The 15,545-nt window shown below is 74.1% G+C and carries 15 protein-coding genes; 8 read left to right on the top strand and 7 right to left on the bottom strand.

Going from position 1 to position 15,545, the window contains the following annotated elements:
- Together ACGFX4_RS17195 and ACGFX4_RS17190 are read right to left on the bottom strand one after the other, a co-directional pair.
- Nucleotides 1-1,490, bottom strand: a 1,490-nt coding sequence (locus tag ACGFX4_RS17195) for an MFS transporter (RefSeq protein ID WP_393074483.1), incomplete at its 3' end; no start/stop codon positions are given.
- Complete coding sequence (locus tag ACGFX4_RS17190; RefSeq protein WP_393074481.1) at nucleotides 1,487-2,086, bottom strand: TetR/AcrR family transcriptional regulator; 600 nt, start codon at nucleotides 2,084-2,086, stop codon at nucleotides 1,487-1,489. The genes ACGFX4_RS17190 and ACGFX4_RS17195, both read right to left, overlap by 4 nt.
- A 167-nt stretch (nucleotides 2,087-2,253) precedes the next feature.
- On the opposite strand from ACGFX4_RS17190, the gene ACGFX4_RS17185 reads away from it, so the two are divergent.
- Nucleotides 2,254-2,649, top strand: a complete 396-nt coding sequence (locus ACGFX4_RS17185; protein WP_393074479.1) for a hypothetical protein — start codon at nucleotides 2,254-2,256, stop codon at nucleotides 2,647-2,649.
- Nucleotides 2,646-5,015 (top strand): caspase domain-containing protein, encoded by a 2,370-nt coding sequence (locus tag ACGFX4_RS17180; RefSeq protein WP_393074477.1) that lies wholly within the window; start codon nucleotides 2,646-2,648, stop codon nucleotides 5,013-5,015. Before ACGFX4_RS17185 ends, ACGFX4_RS17180 begins: the two co-directional genes overlap by 4 nt.
- 191 nt (nucleotides 5,016-5,206) lie before the next feature.
- Here ACGFX4_RS17180 and ACGFX4_RS17175 read toward each other — a convergent pair whose 3' ends face one another.
- A complete protein-coding gene (locus tag ACGFX4_RS17175; RefSeq protein WP_393074474.1) occupies nucleotides 5,207-6,043 on the bottom strand; it encodes an alpha/beta fold hydrolase in 837 nt (278 codons plus the stop codon).
- Nucleotides 6,044-6,283: 240 nt separating this feature from the next.
- On the opposite strand from ACGFX4_RS17175, the gene ACGFX4_RS17170 reads away from it, so the two are divergent.
- Nucleotides 6,284-6,835: a Dps family protein gene (locus ACGFX4_RS17170; protein ID WP_393074472.1), complete on the top strand. Its 552-nt coding sequence runs from the start codon at nucleotides 6,284-6,286 to the stop codon at nucleotides 6,833-6,835.
- Nucleotides 6,836-7,008: 173 nt separating this feature from the next.
- On the opposite strand, the gene ACGFX4_RS17165 is transcribed toward ACGFX4_RS17170, so the two are convergent.
- Nucleotides 7,009-7,491 carry a DoxX family protein gene (locus ACGFX4_RS17165; RefSeq protein ID WP_393074470.1) on the bottom strand — a complete coding sequence of 161 codons (483 nt, stop codon included), beginning with the start codon at nucleotides 7,489-7,491 and terminating at the stop codon, nucleotides 7,009-7,011.
- Nucleotides 7,492-7,523: 32 nt separating this feature from the next.
- Complete coding sequence (locus ACGFX4_RS17160) at nucleotides 7,524-8,186, bottom strand: hydrolase (protein WP_393074467.1); 663 nt, start codon at nucleotides 8,184-8,186, stop codon at nucleotides 7,524-7,526.
- Nucleotides 8,187-8,482: 296 nt separating this feature from the next.
- Here ACGFX4_RS17160 and ACGFX4_RS17155 point away from each other — a divergent pair, with 296 nt between their 5' ends.
- The 4 genes from ACGFX4_RS17155 to ACGFX4_RS17140 all read left to right on the top strand — a co-directional run bounded on the left by ACGFX4_RS17155 (nucleotide 8,483) and on the right by ACGFX4_RS17140 (nucleotide 12,948).
- Nucleotides 8,483-9,565, top strand: a complete 1,083-nt coding sequence (locus tag ACGFX4_RS17155) for an LLM class flavin-dependent oxidoreductase (protein ID WP_393074465.1) — start codon at nucleotides 8,483-8,485, stop codon at nucleotides 9,563-9,565.
- A 17-nt stretch (nucleotides 9,566-9,582) separates the two neighbouring features.
- Nucleotides 9,583-10,209, top strand: a complete 627-nt coding sequence (locus tag ACGFX4_RS17150; protein WP_393074462.1) for a CE1759 family FMN reductase — start codon at nucleotides 9,583-9,585, stop codon at nucleotides 10,207-10,209.
- A 56-nt stretch (nucleotides 10,210-10,265) separates the two neighbouring features.
- Nucleotides 10,266-12,143, top strand: coding sequence for an amidohydrolase (locus ACGFX4_RS17145; protein WP_393074501.1), 1,878 nt, complete (start codon nucleotides 10,266-10,268; stop codon nucleotides 12,141-12,143).
- Nucleotides 12,144-12,240: 97 nt separating this feature from the next.
- Complete coding sequence (locus ACGFX4_RS17140) at nucleotides 12,241-12,948, top strand: YoaK family protein (protein WP_393074459.1); 708 nt, start codon at nucleotides 12,241-12,243, stop codon at nucleotides 12,946-12,948.
- Nucleotides 12,949-13,019: 71 nt separating this feature from the next.
- On the opposite strand, the gene ACGFX4_RS17135 is transcribed toward ACGFX4_RS17140, so the two are convergent.
- Nucleotides 13,020-13,475 (bottom strand): SsgA family sporulation/cell division regulator, encoded by a 456-nt coding sequence (locus ACGFX4_RS17135; protein ID WP_393074456.1) that lies wholly within the window; start codon nucleotides 13,473-13,475, stop codon nucleotides 13,020-13,022.
- 289 nt (nucleotides 13,476-13,764) lie between these two features.
- Between ACGFX4_RS17135 and ACGFX4_RS17130 the strand changes: the two genes are divergently transcribed.
- Nucleotides 13,765-14,733, top strand: a complete 969-nt coding sequence (locus ACGFX4_RS17130; RefSeq protein ID WP_393074453.1) for an alpha/beta hydrolase — start codon at nucleotides 13,765-13,767, stop codon at nucleotides 14,731-14,733.
- Nucleotides 14,734-14,748: 15 nt separating this feature from the next.
- Here ACGFX4_RS17130 and ACGFX4_RS17125 read toward each other — a convergent pair whose 3' ends face one another.
- A complete protein-coding gene (locus ACGFX4_RS17125; protein ID WP_393074451.1) occupies nucleotides 14,749-15,525 on the bottom strand; it encodes a helix-turn-helix transcriptional regulator in 777 nt (258 codons plus the stop codon).
- Nucleotides 15,526-15,545: the final 20 nt, after the last annotated feature.

The raw sequence follows: 15,545 nt of genomic DNA, 5'->3' as shown, positions 1-15,545 counted from the left end.
GGGGGGGGGGGTGGGGGGGGGGGGGGGGGTGGGGGGGGGCGCGGGGGGGGGGGGGGGGGGGGGGGGGGGGGGGGGGGGGGTGGGGGGGGTGTTCGGCGGCTGCGTTTTGGGGGGGGGGGGGGGGGGGGGGGGGCGGCGCCGCGGCGCCGGCCGTAGGCCCGCAGCGCGGGCAGCGAGAGCAGCATCAGGACGGCCGGGACCAGGCTGAAGCCCAGCAGCACCCCGGCCCTGGCGGTGTCGGTCTGCGCCACCGGGTGGTCCGTCGTCGAGGCGACGAACCCGGCGGACGCCAGCGCCAGCGAGAACAGCCCCGGCCCGGCGGCCAGGCCCGCGGTCTCCCCGGCGGTCCACAGCCCGGTGAACGCGCCGGACTGCAGCCGGCCGGTCCGCGCAGCGTCGGCGTGCACGGTGTCCGGCAGCAGCGACAGCGGCAGCACCTGCAGCGCCGCGTACGCCACGCCCAGCACCGCGCACAGCGCCAGCACCGCCGCGACCCCCGCCGTGTCCGGCCCGGCCGCCGGCCAGAGCGCCGCCGAGGCGAGCGCGAACACCGCCGTCGCCGCCGTCAGGCAGCGCAGCCGCCCCCAGCGCGCGGCGGCCTTCCCCCACAGCGGCACCGCGACCGCGCTCGGCGCGACCAGGCAGACGAACAGCACCGAGGTCAGCCGGTACCCGCCCAACCAGTACGTGGCCACGTACGGCGCGGCCGCCAGCATGATCGCCACCGCGGCGGCCTGCAGCACGAACGCGCCCAGCAGCGCGAAGAACGCCCGGTTGCCGCGCGCCGTCCGCAGCGCGCCCAGCAGGCCCAGCGGCTCCGGTCCCGGCCGGGACACCACCCGGCGCGCGCCCAGCGTCGGCACCAGCAGCGTCACCACCAGCAGCGCCGCCACCACCGCGCCCATCACCGCGTACCCGGCGCGCCCGCCGCCGGCCAGCGACACCACGGCCGGGGCCAGGCCGCCCGCCACCAGGATGCCGACCGTCAGGCAGACGATCCGCCAGACCATGATCCGAGTCCGTACCTCCGGGTGCTCCGACATCTCCGCCGGCAGCGCCACGTACGGCACCTGGAACAGCGAGAACGCGCTCGACGCCAGCACGAAGGTCACCGCGACCCAGGCCGCCGCGCCCGCACCCGTCATCGGCGACAGGAACATCGCGGCGAACGCGGCCGGCAGCGCCAGCGTGCCCGCCAGCAGGATCCGCGTCCGGCGGCCGGTGCGCAGCGCCTCCCGGTCGCTCGCCGCGCCCACCATCGGGTTGAGCACCGCGTCCCAGACCTTCGGCAGCGCGACCACCAGGCCGGCCACGCCCGCGGGCACCCCCAGGGCGTCCGTCATGAAGTACAGCAGCAGCAGGCCCGGCACGGTCGAGTAGATGCCGGTGCCCACCGAGCCCAGCGCGTACCCGGCCAGCGCCCGCCGCCCCGGCCCGGCGCCGGTCACCGGGGTCCGCCCCGGCTCGGCCCCCGGCCCGGTCCCGCTCACCGGGGGCCGTCCAGGTCCAGCTCCCGGACCACCAGCTGCCGCAGGTGCGCCCGGAAGCGCGGCACCTGCGCGCGGATCATCGACCGGCAGAAGCCGTGCGTGGTCCACAGCACGGTCCACACGGCGAGCTCCGCCCGCTCCGGGTCCAGGCCGGGCAGCGCCTTCGCCAGCGCGTCGCGCACCGACTCCAGCAGCGGCCGGGTGTACAGCTCCTCCAGGTCCGCGAACTCCGCCGCGTCGGCCAGCCAGCGCCGCATCCACAGCGCCGGGACGTGCGGCCGCTCCAGGCAGAAGTCCAGGTACCGGTCGGCGAACGCGGTCGCGGCCCCCGCCGGGTCGTCCGCGACGTCCCGGGCGAAGGCCGCCAGCGCGCCGTCGACCGCGGCCTGCTCGGCCTCGTGCGCCAGCCGCATCACCTCGCGGTACAGGTCGGCCTTGTTGCCGACGTGGTAGGCCACGGTCGCGATGTTCAGGCCGGCCGCGGCCGCGATCGTGCGCGTCGTGGTGCCGTCGTAGCCGTGCTCGGCGAAGAGCGTGGTCGCCGCCGTGATGATCCGCTCGCGGCTGGCGTCAGCCGCACTCCGGTGCTGGGACATGGCGGCGAGCGTACGTCCCGCGCCTCCATCAATCAATCGTTTGATGGAGGGGAATTTCCCGAAGCCCGGCCCGGGGTGCACCCGGGACGGGCGGTGCCAGACTGGAACTGGAGGAGGGGCGTGCTGCGGGAGGCGGTGCGGACGGCAACCGTGAGGGGCGAGGCGCCGTGATCGGACAGCTGCAGATCGTCGTGCAACCCTCGGGCGGCGACCTCGAGTTCTTGGAACAGGAAGTCCAGGCCCTGCACGAGGACCTGCTCCTGCTCGACATCCCGGGAGTGGAGCACGCCGAAGGGCCGCCCGCCCCCGAGGGCGCGCGAGCCGGCGCGGCCGACCTGCTGAACGTCTTACTCGTGTCGCTGCCGTCGGCGTCCCCGCTCCTGGAGAACGTGGTCGGCGTCGTCAAGGAGTGGCTGGGCCGCACCACCGAGTCGCGGAAGGTCGTCCTGGAGATCGACGGGAACCGCCTGGAGCTCGGCGGGGTCCCGGTGGAGGAGCAGCGGCGGCTGACCGACGCCTGGCTCGCCGCCTGCGCCGTCGCGCCGCAGGAGCCCCGGCCATGAGCCCGGCCGCCACCACCACCGGCAGGTACGCGCTGGTCGTGGTCGTCAGCAACTACGGCGACCCGGGGCTGGGCGCACTCCGCGCCCCCGTGCAGGACGCGGCCGCACTGGTCGACGTCCTGGCCGACCGCACCATCGGCGACTTCGACGTCCGCGTCCTGGCCGACCCGTCCGCCCAGCAGCTCCGGCTGGCGGTGGAGGACTTCTTCGCGGACCGCTCGCCCGGCGACACCCTGCTGCTGCACTTCTCCTGCCACGGGGTCAAGAACGTCGCCGGGAAGCTGTTCCTGGCCGCCACCGACACCAACCGCAAGCGGCTCGCCTCGACCGCCGTCCCCGCCGAGTACGTCAGCGGCATGATGCTCGCCAGCCGCGCCCAGCGGGCGGTCCTGGTGCTCGACTGCTGCTACGCCGGCGCCTTCGAACGGGGGATGCTCACCCGGGCGGACACCGAGGTGCACGTCCAGGAGAGCTTCCAGGACCTGGAGCGCACCGGCGACCTGCGCGGACGGGCGGTGTTCACCGCCTCCAGCGCGGTCGAGTACGCCTTCGAGGGCGACCGGCCCGTGGCCGACGCCCCCGGAGCGGTGGCTGGTCCCTCGCTGTTCACCGGCGCCCTGGTGAAGGGCCTGCGGACCGGCGAGGCCGACCAGGACGGGGACGGGCAGATCGGCGTCTCCGAACTGGCCGACTACGTCGGTGACCAGCTCCGCGAGGTGTCCCCGCACCAGACACCGCAACTGTGGATCTTCGGAGCCCGCGGAGACCTCCCCATCGCCCGTTCCCGACGACGGGTCACCCGGGCCACCGCACTCCCGCCCGAGGTGGTCGCCGCCGCGCACTCGGCCAGCCGCGAACAGCGGCTCTGGGCGGTCGACGACCTCCGCGGGCTCCTGTGCGGCACGGACGTCGGGCGGGCACTGTCGGCCAAGGACGTGCTGGCCGAACTGGAACAGGACGACAGCCGCCGGGTCGCGGAGGGCGCCGCCCGGGCCCTCGGGTCCGCCCGGCCCTGGATCACGCCCGCCACCCTCGACCTGGGACGGGCGGGATCGGGAGCGCCGCGCGCACCGGCCCTCCTCCAGGTGAAGGGCCCGCCGGTCGCCCGCGCCACGATGGAGGCCCTCGGACCGCCGTGGCTGCAGACCCGGTACGTCGACGAAGGCGTCGAGCTCACCACGGACGCCGCCGCCCGCGGACACCTCACCGGGACCCTGAAGCTCAAGACCGCCACCGGCGACCTCTCCCTCCCCGTCCGGGCCGAGGCCGTCACCACCCTCGACCCCCGACCTGGACCGTCCCGCAGCCGACCGGACCCGCGGCACCCCGCCCCGCGGCAGCCTGCTCCGTCGTCCGCCCCACCGCCCGCCCCGCGGCAGGCCCGGCAGGCTCCGCAGCGGACGTGGCTGCTGCCGCTGGTCCAGCAGCCGGCCTCTCCACAGCCTTCACCTCCGCAGCCTTCCCCTCCACAGCCCTCCGCACCGGTACCGCTCCCCGCGGAGCCCTCGACCACCGGGGTCCGCCCCGACCCCTGGCCCTCCGCGCTCACGCTCCTGGCGATGGTGCTCACCATGGTCCTGCCGTTCTACCGGGACTCCGACCTCGAAAACGCGAGCCTGTGGATCTGGACACCGGGCAGGTGGGCCCTGCCGCTGTACCCGTGGGTCGGCCTCCTGGTGCTGGTGACGACACTGGCGGCCACCGTCACCTGGGGCGTGATCGGCGTGCTCGTCCTGCGACGCGCCGGGGCCGTGCGACGGCCCGCCGTCCGGTGGTGGGGCAGCGCGACGGCCGCCCTGAGCGCCGCCGCGGCGCTGCTGGTCTGGATCACGGCCGCGCTCCACGCGGACCCGTACTTCGACATCCTCCCCGGCGTCATCGCCTTCACCGCCGGGGCCGCCCTGCAGGTCTGGGCCGCCGTCGAGCTCCGGCGACGACCGGCACCGGCCACCGGGCCACCACCGCCGGGCGCCCCGGCCCGGGTCCTGCCCGTCCTGCCGGCCGCGGTCTTCTCCGTCCTCGCCGTGGTGCTGCCGATCGCCACCTCGCACACCCAGGAAGGCGGGGTGCTCGACCTTCTGGAATATCCGAGCAGGTACCAACTCGCGGCGATGGCCGTGCTGGTGGGCGCGGTCACCTGCGTCGCCACCGCCGTCCACCTGCGCCGCGCCGATCCGGCCCGGACCCGGTGGCTCCCCTGGTGGTACAGCGCCGCCGCCCTCATGTCGGTCGCCGCGATGATCCTCTTCTGGAACGACATCAACGCCGACCCGGGCGCCGGCCTGTTCTTCCTGGTGGTCGCCTGCGCCTGCCAACTCGGCGGCTCGGTCCACCTCTGGCTGCAACACCGCGCCCGCCCCGGCTGACCCGCCCGCCCGTGGCCAGTCCGCGGGCAGCAGGCGGCCGTCGTGCAGGCGGACCTGCTCCTCGCAGGCCTCCGCCGGCCCGGGGTCGTGCGTGGTGGCGACCGCCGGCAACGCGGCGATCGCCAACCACCAGCGGGTCGGCCGCCAGGTGAAGCCCTGCTACCTGGGAGGCCGCCCGGTCGTCGGGCGGGTCACTTCGCGAGGAAGGCCAGCAGCGCCGCGTTCACCTCTTCGGCGTGGGTCCACAGCAGGCCGTGCGGGGCACCCTCGATCTCCACGTACTCGGCGGACGGCAGCGCGCGGTGGAACGGCCGGCCGGAGTTGTCGACGGGCAGGATGCGGTCGCCGGTCCCGTGCAGGATCAGCGCGGGCACGTCGATACGCGGGATGTCGCCCCGGAAGTCGGTGTACCAGGTCGACGGCGCGGCCGCGGCGGCGTAGGAGCCGCCGCTCGCCGCGGTGTTCCAGCTGTTGCGGACGGCCTCCTCGCTGATCCGGGTGCCGAGGTTCTCGTCCAGGTTGTAGAAGTCCTGGAAGAAGTCGCGGTAGTAGGCGTAGCGGTCGGCCTTCACGGCGGCGACGATCCCGTCGAAGAACTCCTGCGGGGCGGCGCCCTCGGGGTTGTCGTCGGTCTTGAGCAGGCAGGGCTCCAGGGAGGCCAGGAAGGCGACCTTGGCGACCCGCTCGGAGCCGTAGGCGGACACGTAGCGGGCGACCTCGCCGGTGCCCATCGAGAAGCCGACCAGCACGGCGTCCCGCACGTCCAGGTTCTCCAGCACGGTGTTGAGGTCTGCGGCGAAGGTGTCGTAGTCGTAGCCGGTGGTCGGCTGCGACGACTGGCCGAAGCCGCGGCGGTCGTAGGTGATCACCCGGTAGCCGGCGTCCAGCAGAGCGGCGCTCTGCTTCTCCCAGGAGTGCCCGTCCAGCGGGAACCCGTGGATCAGGACGACCGGCTGGCCGGAGCCGTGGTCCTCGAAGTAGAGGTTGACGGAGGTGGAGTTCTCCTGGCCAACGGTGATGAACGGCATGGGGTTTGTTCCTTTCGGACGGCATGTGGCTGCTGTGGGTCACACGCTAGGTCCGTCCTCGGGCGGCCGATTGTCCCTGAGAGCACCCGGTGGCGTCCGAGAGTGCCAGGTCGGATCCGGCGGGCGGTCGGCCGCGACCCCGTGCACGGACCGGCTGTGGGCAGTGCGTTGTCGGAACAGAGGGCGGACCGGGGCGTTCCTAGCCTGGTGGCGACCCGACCGAGGACTCCGAGGAGAACCATGAGCAGTCAGCCCCACCTGCACCAGCACAGCCCCGAGATCCAGGAGTTCGGTACCGTCACCCAGCTGCCGATCGCGCTCGCCCACGATGCCCGGCAGTACTCGTGCCAGCGGCTCAACCGCATCCTCGCCGACACCCAGTTCCTCTACGCGATGTACAAGAAGCACCACTGGGGCATGCGCGGGCCGACGTTCTACCAGCTGCACCTGCTCTTCGACAAGCACGCCCAGGAGCAGCTGGCCCTGGTCGACGTGCTCGCCGAGCGGGTGCAGAGCCTGGGCGGCGTCGCGGTGGGCGACCCCCGGCACGCCGCGGAGTTCACCTCCGTCCCGCGCCCGCCGGACGGCATCGAGGACGTGCCGGCCATGATCTCGCGGCTCCTCGACGCCCACGAGGGGATCCTCGCGGAGGCCCGCGACGCGGCCGGGCGCACGGCGGAGCTCGGTGACGACGGCACCCAGGACCTGCTGGTCTCCCAGATCATCCGCACCGGCGAGACCCAGGTCTGGTTCCTCGCCGAGCACCTTGTCGCCACCGCGAACGGGGTCTGAGACTCCCGAGGCCGGGTCCGTCACCGCGACGGACCCGGCCTCGGCGTTTCCCGGCCGCGGCGTTTCCCTGGCTTCAGCGTTTCCCGGACTTCAGCCGTGGTGGGTCGCCGACGGGCTCGGGCCCCTGGACGGAGAGCTGTCCAGGGGCCCGAGCGGGTGAGGCGGTGACTGTCTCAACTGCGGTGCAGGGCAAGCCGGGTGGCCAGGCCGCCGCCGACGCCGGCGACGAGCGCAACCGGCAGCCACCACAGCGGCCAGTGCGCCAGGCCGAGGGCGGCATCGGCCGACCACCGGCCGGGTCCGGTGGCGGTCAGCACCGCCCCGATGGCGACCAGGACAAGCGGGTACTCGTACCCGTCGTGCTGCACCCACAGCCCGTGCGGCCGCTTGACGGTGAGGGCGACGGTCATCACGCCCATCACCCCCGCGCCGGCCAGCGGGGTGAGCAGGCCGAGCGCCAGCATCAGTCCGGCCCCGATCTGGGTGCCGCCCGCGGCGAGCGCGGTCAGTACGCCGCCGCGGAAACCGTCACCCTTGAACTCGGCCGTGCCACCGGCCAGTCCGCTGCCGCCCAGGTGGTGGCTGATCTTCTGGACGCCGTGGCCGGCGATCAGCAGGCCGGCGACCAGACGGAGCAGGAGAAGACCTGTGTTCATGTCTGACTCCGGTCGGGTTCGATGGCGTCCCGTCAGCCGGCGGCGTGCGGGTCGATCATGGTCTGGGCGTAGACGATGCCCAGGCCGTAGGTGCCGCCGTGCTCCTTGACCAGGTCGGTCACCGCGACGTAGGTCTCGGTGCGGGCCCAGTCGCGCTGGAGCTCCAGCAGCACCTGCAGCCAGGTGACCGGCACGGCGCCGGCCGCGATCATCCGCTGCAGGGCGTGCTCGTGCGCCCGCGGGCTGACGCCGCCCGAGGCGTCGGAGACGACGTACACCTCGTAGCCCTGGCCCAGCGCCGAGAGCGCCGGCAGGACCAGGCAGACCTCGGTCCACAGGCCCGACAGGATGATCTTCTTGCGGCCGGTCGCCTTGACCGCGTCGACCACGGCCTGGTCCTCCCAGGCGTTCATGGTGGTGCGGTCGATGACCTCGTGGTCGGGGAAGACGGCCTGCAGCTGCGGCAGGATCGGCCCGGAGAAGGACTCGGCGGCGACGGTGGAGAGCACCACCGGCACGTCGAAGACCTTGGCGGCCTTCGCCAGGCCGACGGTCGAGTTGATGATGGAGGTGCGGTCACCGCTGCCGGTGCCGAAGAACATCTGCGGCTGGTGGTCCACGAACAGCATCATCGCGTTGTCCGGGGTGAGCAGGTCGGGGCTCGGGGCGGCGTGGACGTTGGCGAAGTCGACCATGGTTCTTCTCTTTCCTTGCTTCACAGGGGAGTTGGCTTGGAGTCGGGCACTCGCCGAGTCGTCGGGGCGCCACGTCGACGACGCTAGTGCGCGGGGGTCGGAGGGCCCTGCTCACTGGGTGCCCGGGACTGTTCCGACACTGCACGGTCGACCGGCGCCGCGTCGCCCGCCGGCCGCGGTGCACTGAGGGGCAACGGGCGATGCGCTGCGGAGCGGTTCCGCCCGCTGCGACCTGCCTAGGTTTCGCTGGGACGGCCCGAGGCGGGCCCGGTCAACCAGCGGAAAGGCGGTACCCCTTGCAGTTCGGGATATTCAGCGTCGGCGACGTGACGGCAGACCCCACCACGGGACGGGAGCCGTCCGAGCGCGAGCGGATCAAGGCGATGCTGGCCATCGCGCTCAAGGCCGAGGAGGTGGGACTGGACGTCTTCGCAATGGGCGAGCACCACAACCCCCCGTTCGTGCCGTCCTCGCCCACCACCATGCTCGGATGGATCGCCGCGAAGACCGAGCGGATCGTCCTCTCCACCGCGACCACCCTGATCACCACCAACGACCCGGTGAAGATCGCCGAGGACTACGCGATGCTGCAGCACGTCGCGGACGGCCGGGTCGACCTGATGCTCGGGCGGGGGAACACCGGCCCGGTCTACCCGTGGTTCGGCCAGGACATCCGCCAGGGCATCCCGCTCGCACGGGAGAACTACGCGCTGCTGCACCGGTTGTGGCGCGAGGACGTGGTGGACTGGGAGGGCCGCTTCCGCACCCCGCTGCAGGCCTTCACCGCCACGCCGCGCCCGCTGGACGGCGTGCCGCCGTTCGTCTGGCACGGTTCGATCCGCTCCCCGGAGATCGCCGAGCAGGCCGCCTACTACGGCGACGGCTTCTTCCACAACAACATCTTCTGGCCCCAGGAACACACCCGCCGGATGGTCGAGCTCTACCGCACCCGGTTCGCGCACCACGGGCACGGGACGCCGGAGCAGGCGATCGTCGGGCTCGGCGGGCAGGTCTTCATGCGCGCCAACTCCCAGGACGCGGTAAGGGAGTTCCGCCCGTACTTCGACAACGCGCCGGTCTACGGCCACGGCCCGTCGCTCGAGGACTTCACCGAGCAGACACCGCTGACCGTGGGCAGCCCGCAGCAGGTCATCGAGCGCACCCTGGGCTTCCGCGAGGCGGTCGGCGACTACCAGCGCCAGCTGTTCCTGATGGACCACGCGGGCCTGCCGCTCAAGACCGTGCTGGAGCAGCTCGACATCCTCGGCGAGCAGGTGGTGCCCGTGCTCCGCAAGGAGTTCGCCGCCGGCCGGCCCGCGACCGTGCCCGACGCGCCCACCCACGCCGCCCTGCGGGACCGCGCCCCCGCCACCTCCTGAACACCACGGAGCCCACCATGGAACCGATCACCCTGGCCGTGATCTCGGGCGGGCTGAGCCAGCCCTCCTCCACCCGCCTGCTGGCGGACCGCCTCACCGACGCCGCGACTGCCCACCTGGTCGGCGCCGGCCGTGAAGTCCGGCTGCTCCTGCATGAGTTGCGTCCACTGGCGACCCCCATCTCGCACCACCTGCTGTCCGGCTTCCCGGCCCCCGCGCTGGCCGACGCGCTGGCCGAGGTGAGCACGGCCGATGCGCTGATCGCCGTGTCGCCGGTCTTCTCGGCCTCCTACAGCGGCCTGTTCAAGTCGTTCTTCGACCTGCTCGACCCCGGCGCCCTGGCCGGAAAGCCGGTGCTGATCGGCGCGACGGGCGGCACCGCGCGCCACTCCCTGGCGCTGGACCACGCGATCCGCCCGCTCTTCGCCTATCAGCGCGCGCTGGTCGCCCCGACCGCCGTCTTCGCGGCCTCCGAGGACTGGGGCGGGACGGGCGACGCGCTCACCGACACCCTGCCGGTACGGATCGACCGGGCCGGTGCGGAGCTCGCGGCGCTGACCCTCGCGGCCACGGCCGCGCCGGGATCCGACGGCGGCCGGGCGCTGCCCGCCGCACCGCCGCCCGCCGCGCACAGCCTGCACTGACCGCGCGCACACCCGTCATCCACCACCACCGAACGAAGGGACCTGTGTTGCCCACCATGCCCGTCGCCGGCCTCCGCCCCGGCGACCCGGACCAGCCCGCCGACCTGATCATCCGCAACGCCAGGGTGTACACCAACGACCCGGGCCGCCCCCAGGCCACCGCACTGGCCGTCCGGGACGGACTGATCCAGGCGGTCGGCGACGACGCGGACGTGGTCCCGCTGGTCGGCCCCCACACCCGGGTGGTCGACGCGCTCGGCCGCCGGGCCGTCCCCGGGCTCAACGACGCGCACCTGCACGTCATCCGCGGCGGCCTCAACTACGTGATGGAGCTGCGCTGGGACGGCGTCCCGACGCTGCGCCAGGCGCTGGCCATGCTCAAGGTCCAGGCGGAGCGCACCCCGCCCGGCCAGTGGGTGCGGGTGGTCGGCGGCTGGTCCGCCGACCAGTTCGCCGAGCGCCGGCTGCCCACCCTGGAGGAGCTCAACGCCGCGGCGCCCGACACCCCCGTGTTCGTGCTGCACCTCTACCAGTCGGCGCTGCTCAACCGGGCCGCGCTGCGCGCCGCCGGTTTCGCCCGGGACACCCGGGACCCGGTCGGCGGCCAGATCGTGCGCGGCCACGACGGCGAGCCGACCGGCCTGCTGATCGCCGCCCCGGGCGCCCTGCTGCTCTACTCCACCCTGGCCAAGGCGCCGATGCTGGACGAGGCCGACCGGGCCGGCTCCACCCGGCACTTCCTGCGCGAGCTGAACCGCTTCGGCCTCACCTCGGCGATCGACGCCGCCGGCGGCTTCCAGAGCTTCCCCGAGAACTACGGCACCGTCATGGACCTCGCCCGCCGGGGCGAGTTGACGCTGCGGATCGCCTACCACCTCTTCCCGCAGACCGCGGGCCAGGAGCTGGACGACCTCAACCGCTGGGTCAGCACCGTGCGCCCCGGCGACGGCGACGCCTGGCTGCGCCTCAACGGCGCGGGGGAGAACCTCACCTGGGCCGCCGCCGACTTCGAGAACTTCACCGAGCCGCGGCCGCAACTCGGTCCGTACGAGAGCGAGTTCGAGAAGGCCGTCCGCCTGCTGACGGAGCACGGCTGGGGCTTCCGCCTGCACGCCACCTACGACGAGACGATCCGCCGCGACCTCGCCGTCTTCGAGAAGCTCGCCGCCGAGGGCCTCTTCCCGCACGGCAACCGCTGGCTCTTCGACCACGCGGAGACGGTGAGCCCGGACAGCCTCGACCGGATCGCCGCGCTGGGCGGCGCGGTCTCCGTGCAGAACCGCCTGTCCTTCCAGGGCGAGGCGTTCGTCTCGCGCTACGGTGCCCCGGCCGCCGCCGAGGCACCGCCGCTGCGCGCGATGCTGAACCGGGGTCTCACCGTCGCGGCGGGCACCGACGCCACCCGGGTCTCCTCCTACAACCCCTGGGTCGCGCTGCACTGGCTGGTCTCCGGCCGCGCGGTCAGCGGAAGGCGCCTGGCGGCCGACCACAACCGGCTCGGCCGCGTGGAGGCCCTGGAGCTCTACACCCTGGGCGGCGCCCGGCTCACCGGCGAGGAGGACGTCAAGGGTCGCCTGACAGTGGGCAGTTACGCGGACGTCGCGGTGCTCAGCGCGGACTTCTTCAGTGTGCCCGAGGCCGACATCCCGCACATCGAGTCGGTGCTCACCGTGGTGGGCGGCCGGATCGTGCACGGCGCCCAGGAGCACCAGGGACTGGCCCCCGACCTGCCCGCGGTGACGCCGTCCTGGAGCCCGGTCACCCGTTTCGGCGGCTATCACGCCACCCCGGCGCCCGGCCCGGGCGGCGTCCGCCAGGCCGAGGGCGTACTGGAGGCCGTAGCGGCCTCCGACGAGCAGCGCGCCTGGCGCACGGCCCGCGGCCTCGCCGTGCCCGGCCGGCCCTCGACGCCGCTGGACCCCTGCTTCTTCTGACACCCCGACAACGCGCGCAGGGGCACCGCCGGATCGAGGCGGTGCCCCTGCCCACGTTCCCCGACCGCCAGCGTTCCCGAACCCACGAGGAGACGTCGTGACCACCTCCGCACACGATTCCCGCCCCGCCGCCCCGCCGCAGCTGCCCGGACCGCAGGTCCACGACAGGCATCCGCTGGCGCTGGCCCTGTTCGGCCTCACCGTGGTCAGCGGTCTGATCGACGCGGTGAGCTACCTCGGCCTCGGCCAGGTCTTCACCGCCAACATGACCGGCAACGTCGTCGTCATCGCCTTCGCCCTGGCCGGCGCGCCCGGCTTCTCCGTCCCGGGCTCGCTGACCTCGCTGGCCGCCTTCCTCCTCGGCGCGGTCCTGGCCGGCCGGCTCGCGGCCCGGCACACCCCCGCCCGGCGGGGCCGGTGGCTGCGCACGGCGCTGGCCCTGGAGGTCGCGCTGCACGGCGCGGCCGCCGCCGTGGTCTTCGCCCGGGGCGCGGACGGGTCCGTGCGGTACCTCGTGATCGCGCTGGTCGCGGTGGCGATGGGCATCCGCAACGGCACCGTGCGCGGCCTCGGCGTGCCGGACCTCACCACCACCGTGCTCACCCTCACCCTGACCGGGTTGGCGGCCGAATCCCGCCTGGCCGGCGGCACCGCGCCCCGCCGGCGTCGGCGGATCCTCGCCGTCGCCACCATGCTGGCCGGTGCCGTACCGGGTGCGGTCCTGGTGCTGCACGGGCAGCTCGCCTGGACCCTGGTGGCCGCCGCGGTCCTGGCCGGCGTCACAGCGCTGCTCTACCGCGAGTGAGCGGCCCGGCCCCGGGAACCACGGCGCCCCCGTCATCACCTCGGCGATGGCGGGGGCGCTGCGTTCCGGCATCAGTCCGCCAGGCCGTGCAGTTCGGCGCTCCAGTCGATCACGTCGCCTTCCGTGCCCGAGGGGACGAGTGCGAAGCACTCCTGGCGGAGCCAGCGGCGCAGCTTTCTGGACGGGAGGTCGAGCAGGATGGATCCGTCGCTGCCCTGGAGCATGATCCGCAGGTGCGGGCGGCCGTGGCAGGGGCAGGGCGGCCAGATGCGGACGTCGCCGAGGCCGGTGGGCTTCTCCAGCCCTTCCCACAGGAGGTCGCGGGCGAACAGCCAGGTGCCCGCTTCGGAGGCGGGGCCGAGGAACTCGAGCGCCACGGCGAACGGATCGTCGGCGCGGTAGCCGAACCGGACCGGGACGTCGAGGGACTGGTCCTCGCCCAGGACGATCCGGGCGTCGAAGCGGATCTCGGTGCTGGCGGCGGCCGGGCGGGGCTGGGGGCTGGAGACGGAGCGGTGGGCGGACACGGGTCCTCCTGGGTGGATGTCGGGGGTTCGGGGTGGCGGCCGGGCCGGGCCGTCCGGGCCCGCGCGCGGTGGCGCGCGGTGCCCGATCGGGAGGGAGGGATCGCTGCTCAGCGTAGGAGCCGGTGGCGCAGGAGCCGCTCCGGCCGTGCACGACCCTGTGCCGATCCGCGCACCGCGCCGGGTGCGTGCGCGGACCGCGCGCGACGGGTGCGCCGTCGGACAACCCGAGGCGGGCGGCGTTCCTAGGCTCGACACCTACCCCCCCAGTTCGACTGCGATGGAGTGCACCGTGACGTACCCGAGCACGGCCGGTCGAGGACCGGTCCTGGAGCCGGAGGCGCAGGCCCTCGCGGAGGCGACGGCGAATCCGCCGTACCCCTTCGAACTGGGGCCCGTCGAAGGCCGCAGGGCGGTGGACGAGATCCAGTCCGGACCGATCGCCAAGCCGGACGTCGACGAGGAGTGGGTCACCGTCCCCGGCGGTCCCACCGGCGCGGTCGAGGCACGCATCGTCAGGCCCGCCGGCGCGGCGGGCCCGCTGCCCGTCATCGTCTACCTGCACGGCGCCGGCTGGGTGTTCGGCAACGCGCGCACCCACGACCGCCTGGTGCGCGAGCTCGCCGTGGGCGCGCACGCCGCCGTGGTCTTTCCCGAGTACGACCTGTCACCCGAGGTCCGGTACCCGGTCGCGATCGAGCAGAGTTGGACCGTGGCCCGCTGGGTCGTCACCGAGGGCGCCGGGAAGGGCCTGGACGCCGCCCGGGTCGCCGTCGCCGGCGACGGCGCGGGCGGCAACATGGCCGCCGCGCTCACCCTCATGGCCAAGGCGCGCGGCGGCCTCCCGCTGCTGTACCAGGTGCTGTTCCACCCCATGACGGACGCCGGCTGCGACACCCCGTCGTACCGCCGGTTCGCGGAGGGCTACGTGCTGCGCCGCGACACCATGCGGTGGTTCTGGGACCAGTACACCGCCGACCCCGCGCAGCGCGCCGAGACCACCGCCTCCCCGCTGCGCGCGAGCGTTGATCAACTGCGCGGTCTGCCACCGGCGCTGGTTGTGACCGGCGAGGCCGACGTGCTGCGCGACGAGGGCGAGGCGTACGCCGGCAAGCTCCGCGAGGCCGGGGTCCCGGTCACCGCGGTGCGGTTCCAGGGCATCGTCCACGACTTCGTGGTGCTCGACGCCCTGCGGTCCACGCAGGCCGCCCGGGAGGCCATCGCGCTCGCCGCGCATACCCTGCGCGACGCCCTGCGCTGAGGCGTGTCTTCCGGATCACGCCGGGCGGTCGCCGCCGGGGCCGTGCAGCACCAGCTCCGCACGGGTGGCCCGCCACTCGTGCGGAGCGACGCCGAACGCGTCCCGGAACGCGCGGCTGAAGTGGGCGGCACTGGCGAAGCCCCACCGGGTCGCGGTCGCGGCGATCTTGCGTTCGGACGGGCCGGTCCTGGCGAGCTCCCGGGCGCTCTCCTCCAGGCGACGGCGCAGCACCCAGCGGCCCGGGGTGGTGCCCGAGGCGGCGAAGAGCTTGTGCAACTGCCGCACCGAGATGTGGTGTTCCGCCGCCAGGTCGGGCGGGGACAGCCGGGTGTCGCCGAGGCTGGTGTTGATGTGCCAGCGCACCTCGTCCAGCAACACGCTTTCCGGACCGGATGGCTGATGGTCGGTCAGCTCGGTGAGGAGGGTTGCCGCCAGGTCGGTGAGCAGGCCGGCGACGTGCGCGCCGGTCGGACGGACCTCCTGCCGGACCAGGGCGCTGACGACTTCGGTGAGCACGGCGCCGGTGGGCAGGTCGATCGAGAGCCCGCAGGCGCGGGCCGGCAGGGCCCGTGGGGAGATCGGCAGCGCCGCCCAGGGCACCAGCAGGACCGCGGTGTCCCCGTCCGGCAGGCCGGACGGGTGGTCGTGGCGGGCGGCCGCGTCCCGGCAGGCCCGGACCGCGGTGTGCCGGCCGTGGACCGGGACGGCGAGCATGAGGACGTCCCCGTCAGCGGACCGGAGGTCCGGGGGGATGCTCCCCGGCGGGATCAGGACGGCCGGGTGGGACCGCATGGTGGTTCTCCTCGGTGGTT

The sequence above is a fragment of the Kitasatospora sp. NPDC048365 genome, assembly GCF_043200835.1.
GTDB lineage: Bacteria > Actinomycetota > Actinomycetes > Streptomycetales > Streptomycetaceae > Kitasatospora > Kitasatospora terrestris.
The sequence above is the reverse complement of the archived record's forward strand: the minus strand, read 5'-3'. Positions and strand labels throughout refer to the sequence as shown.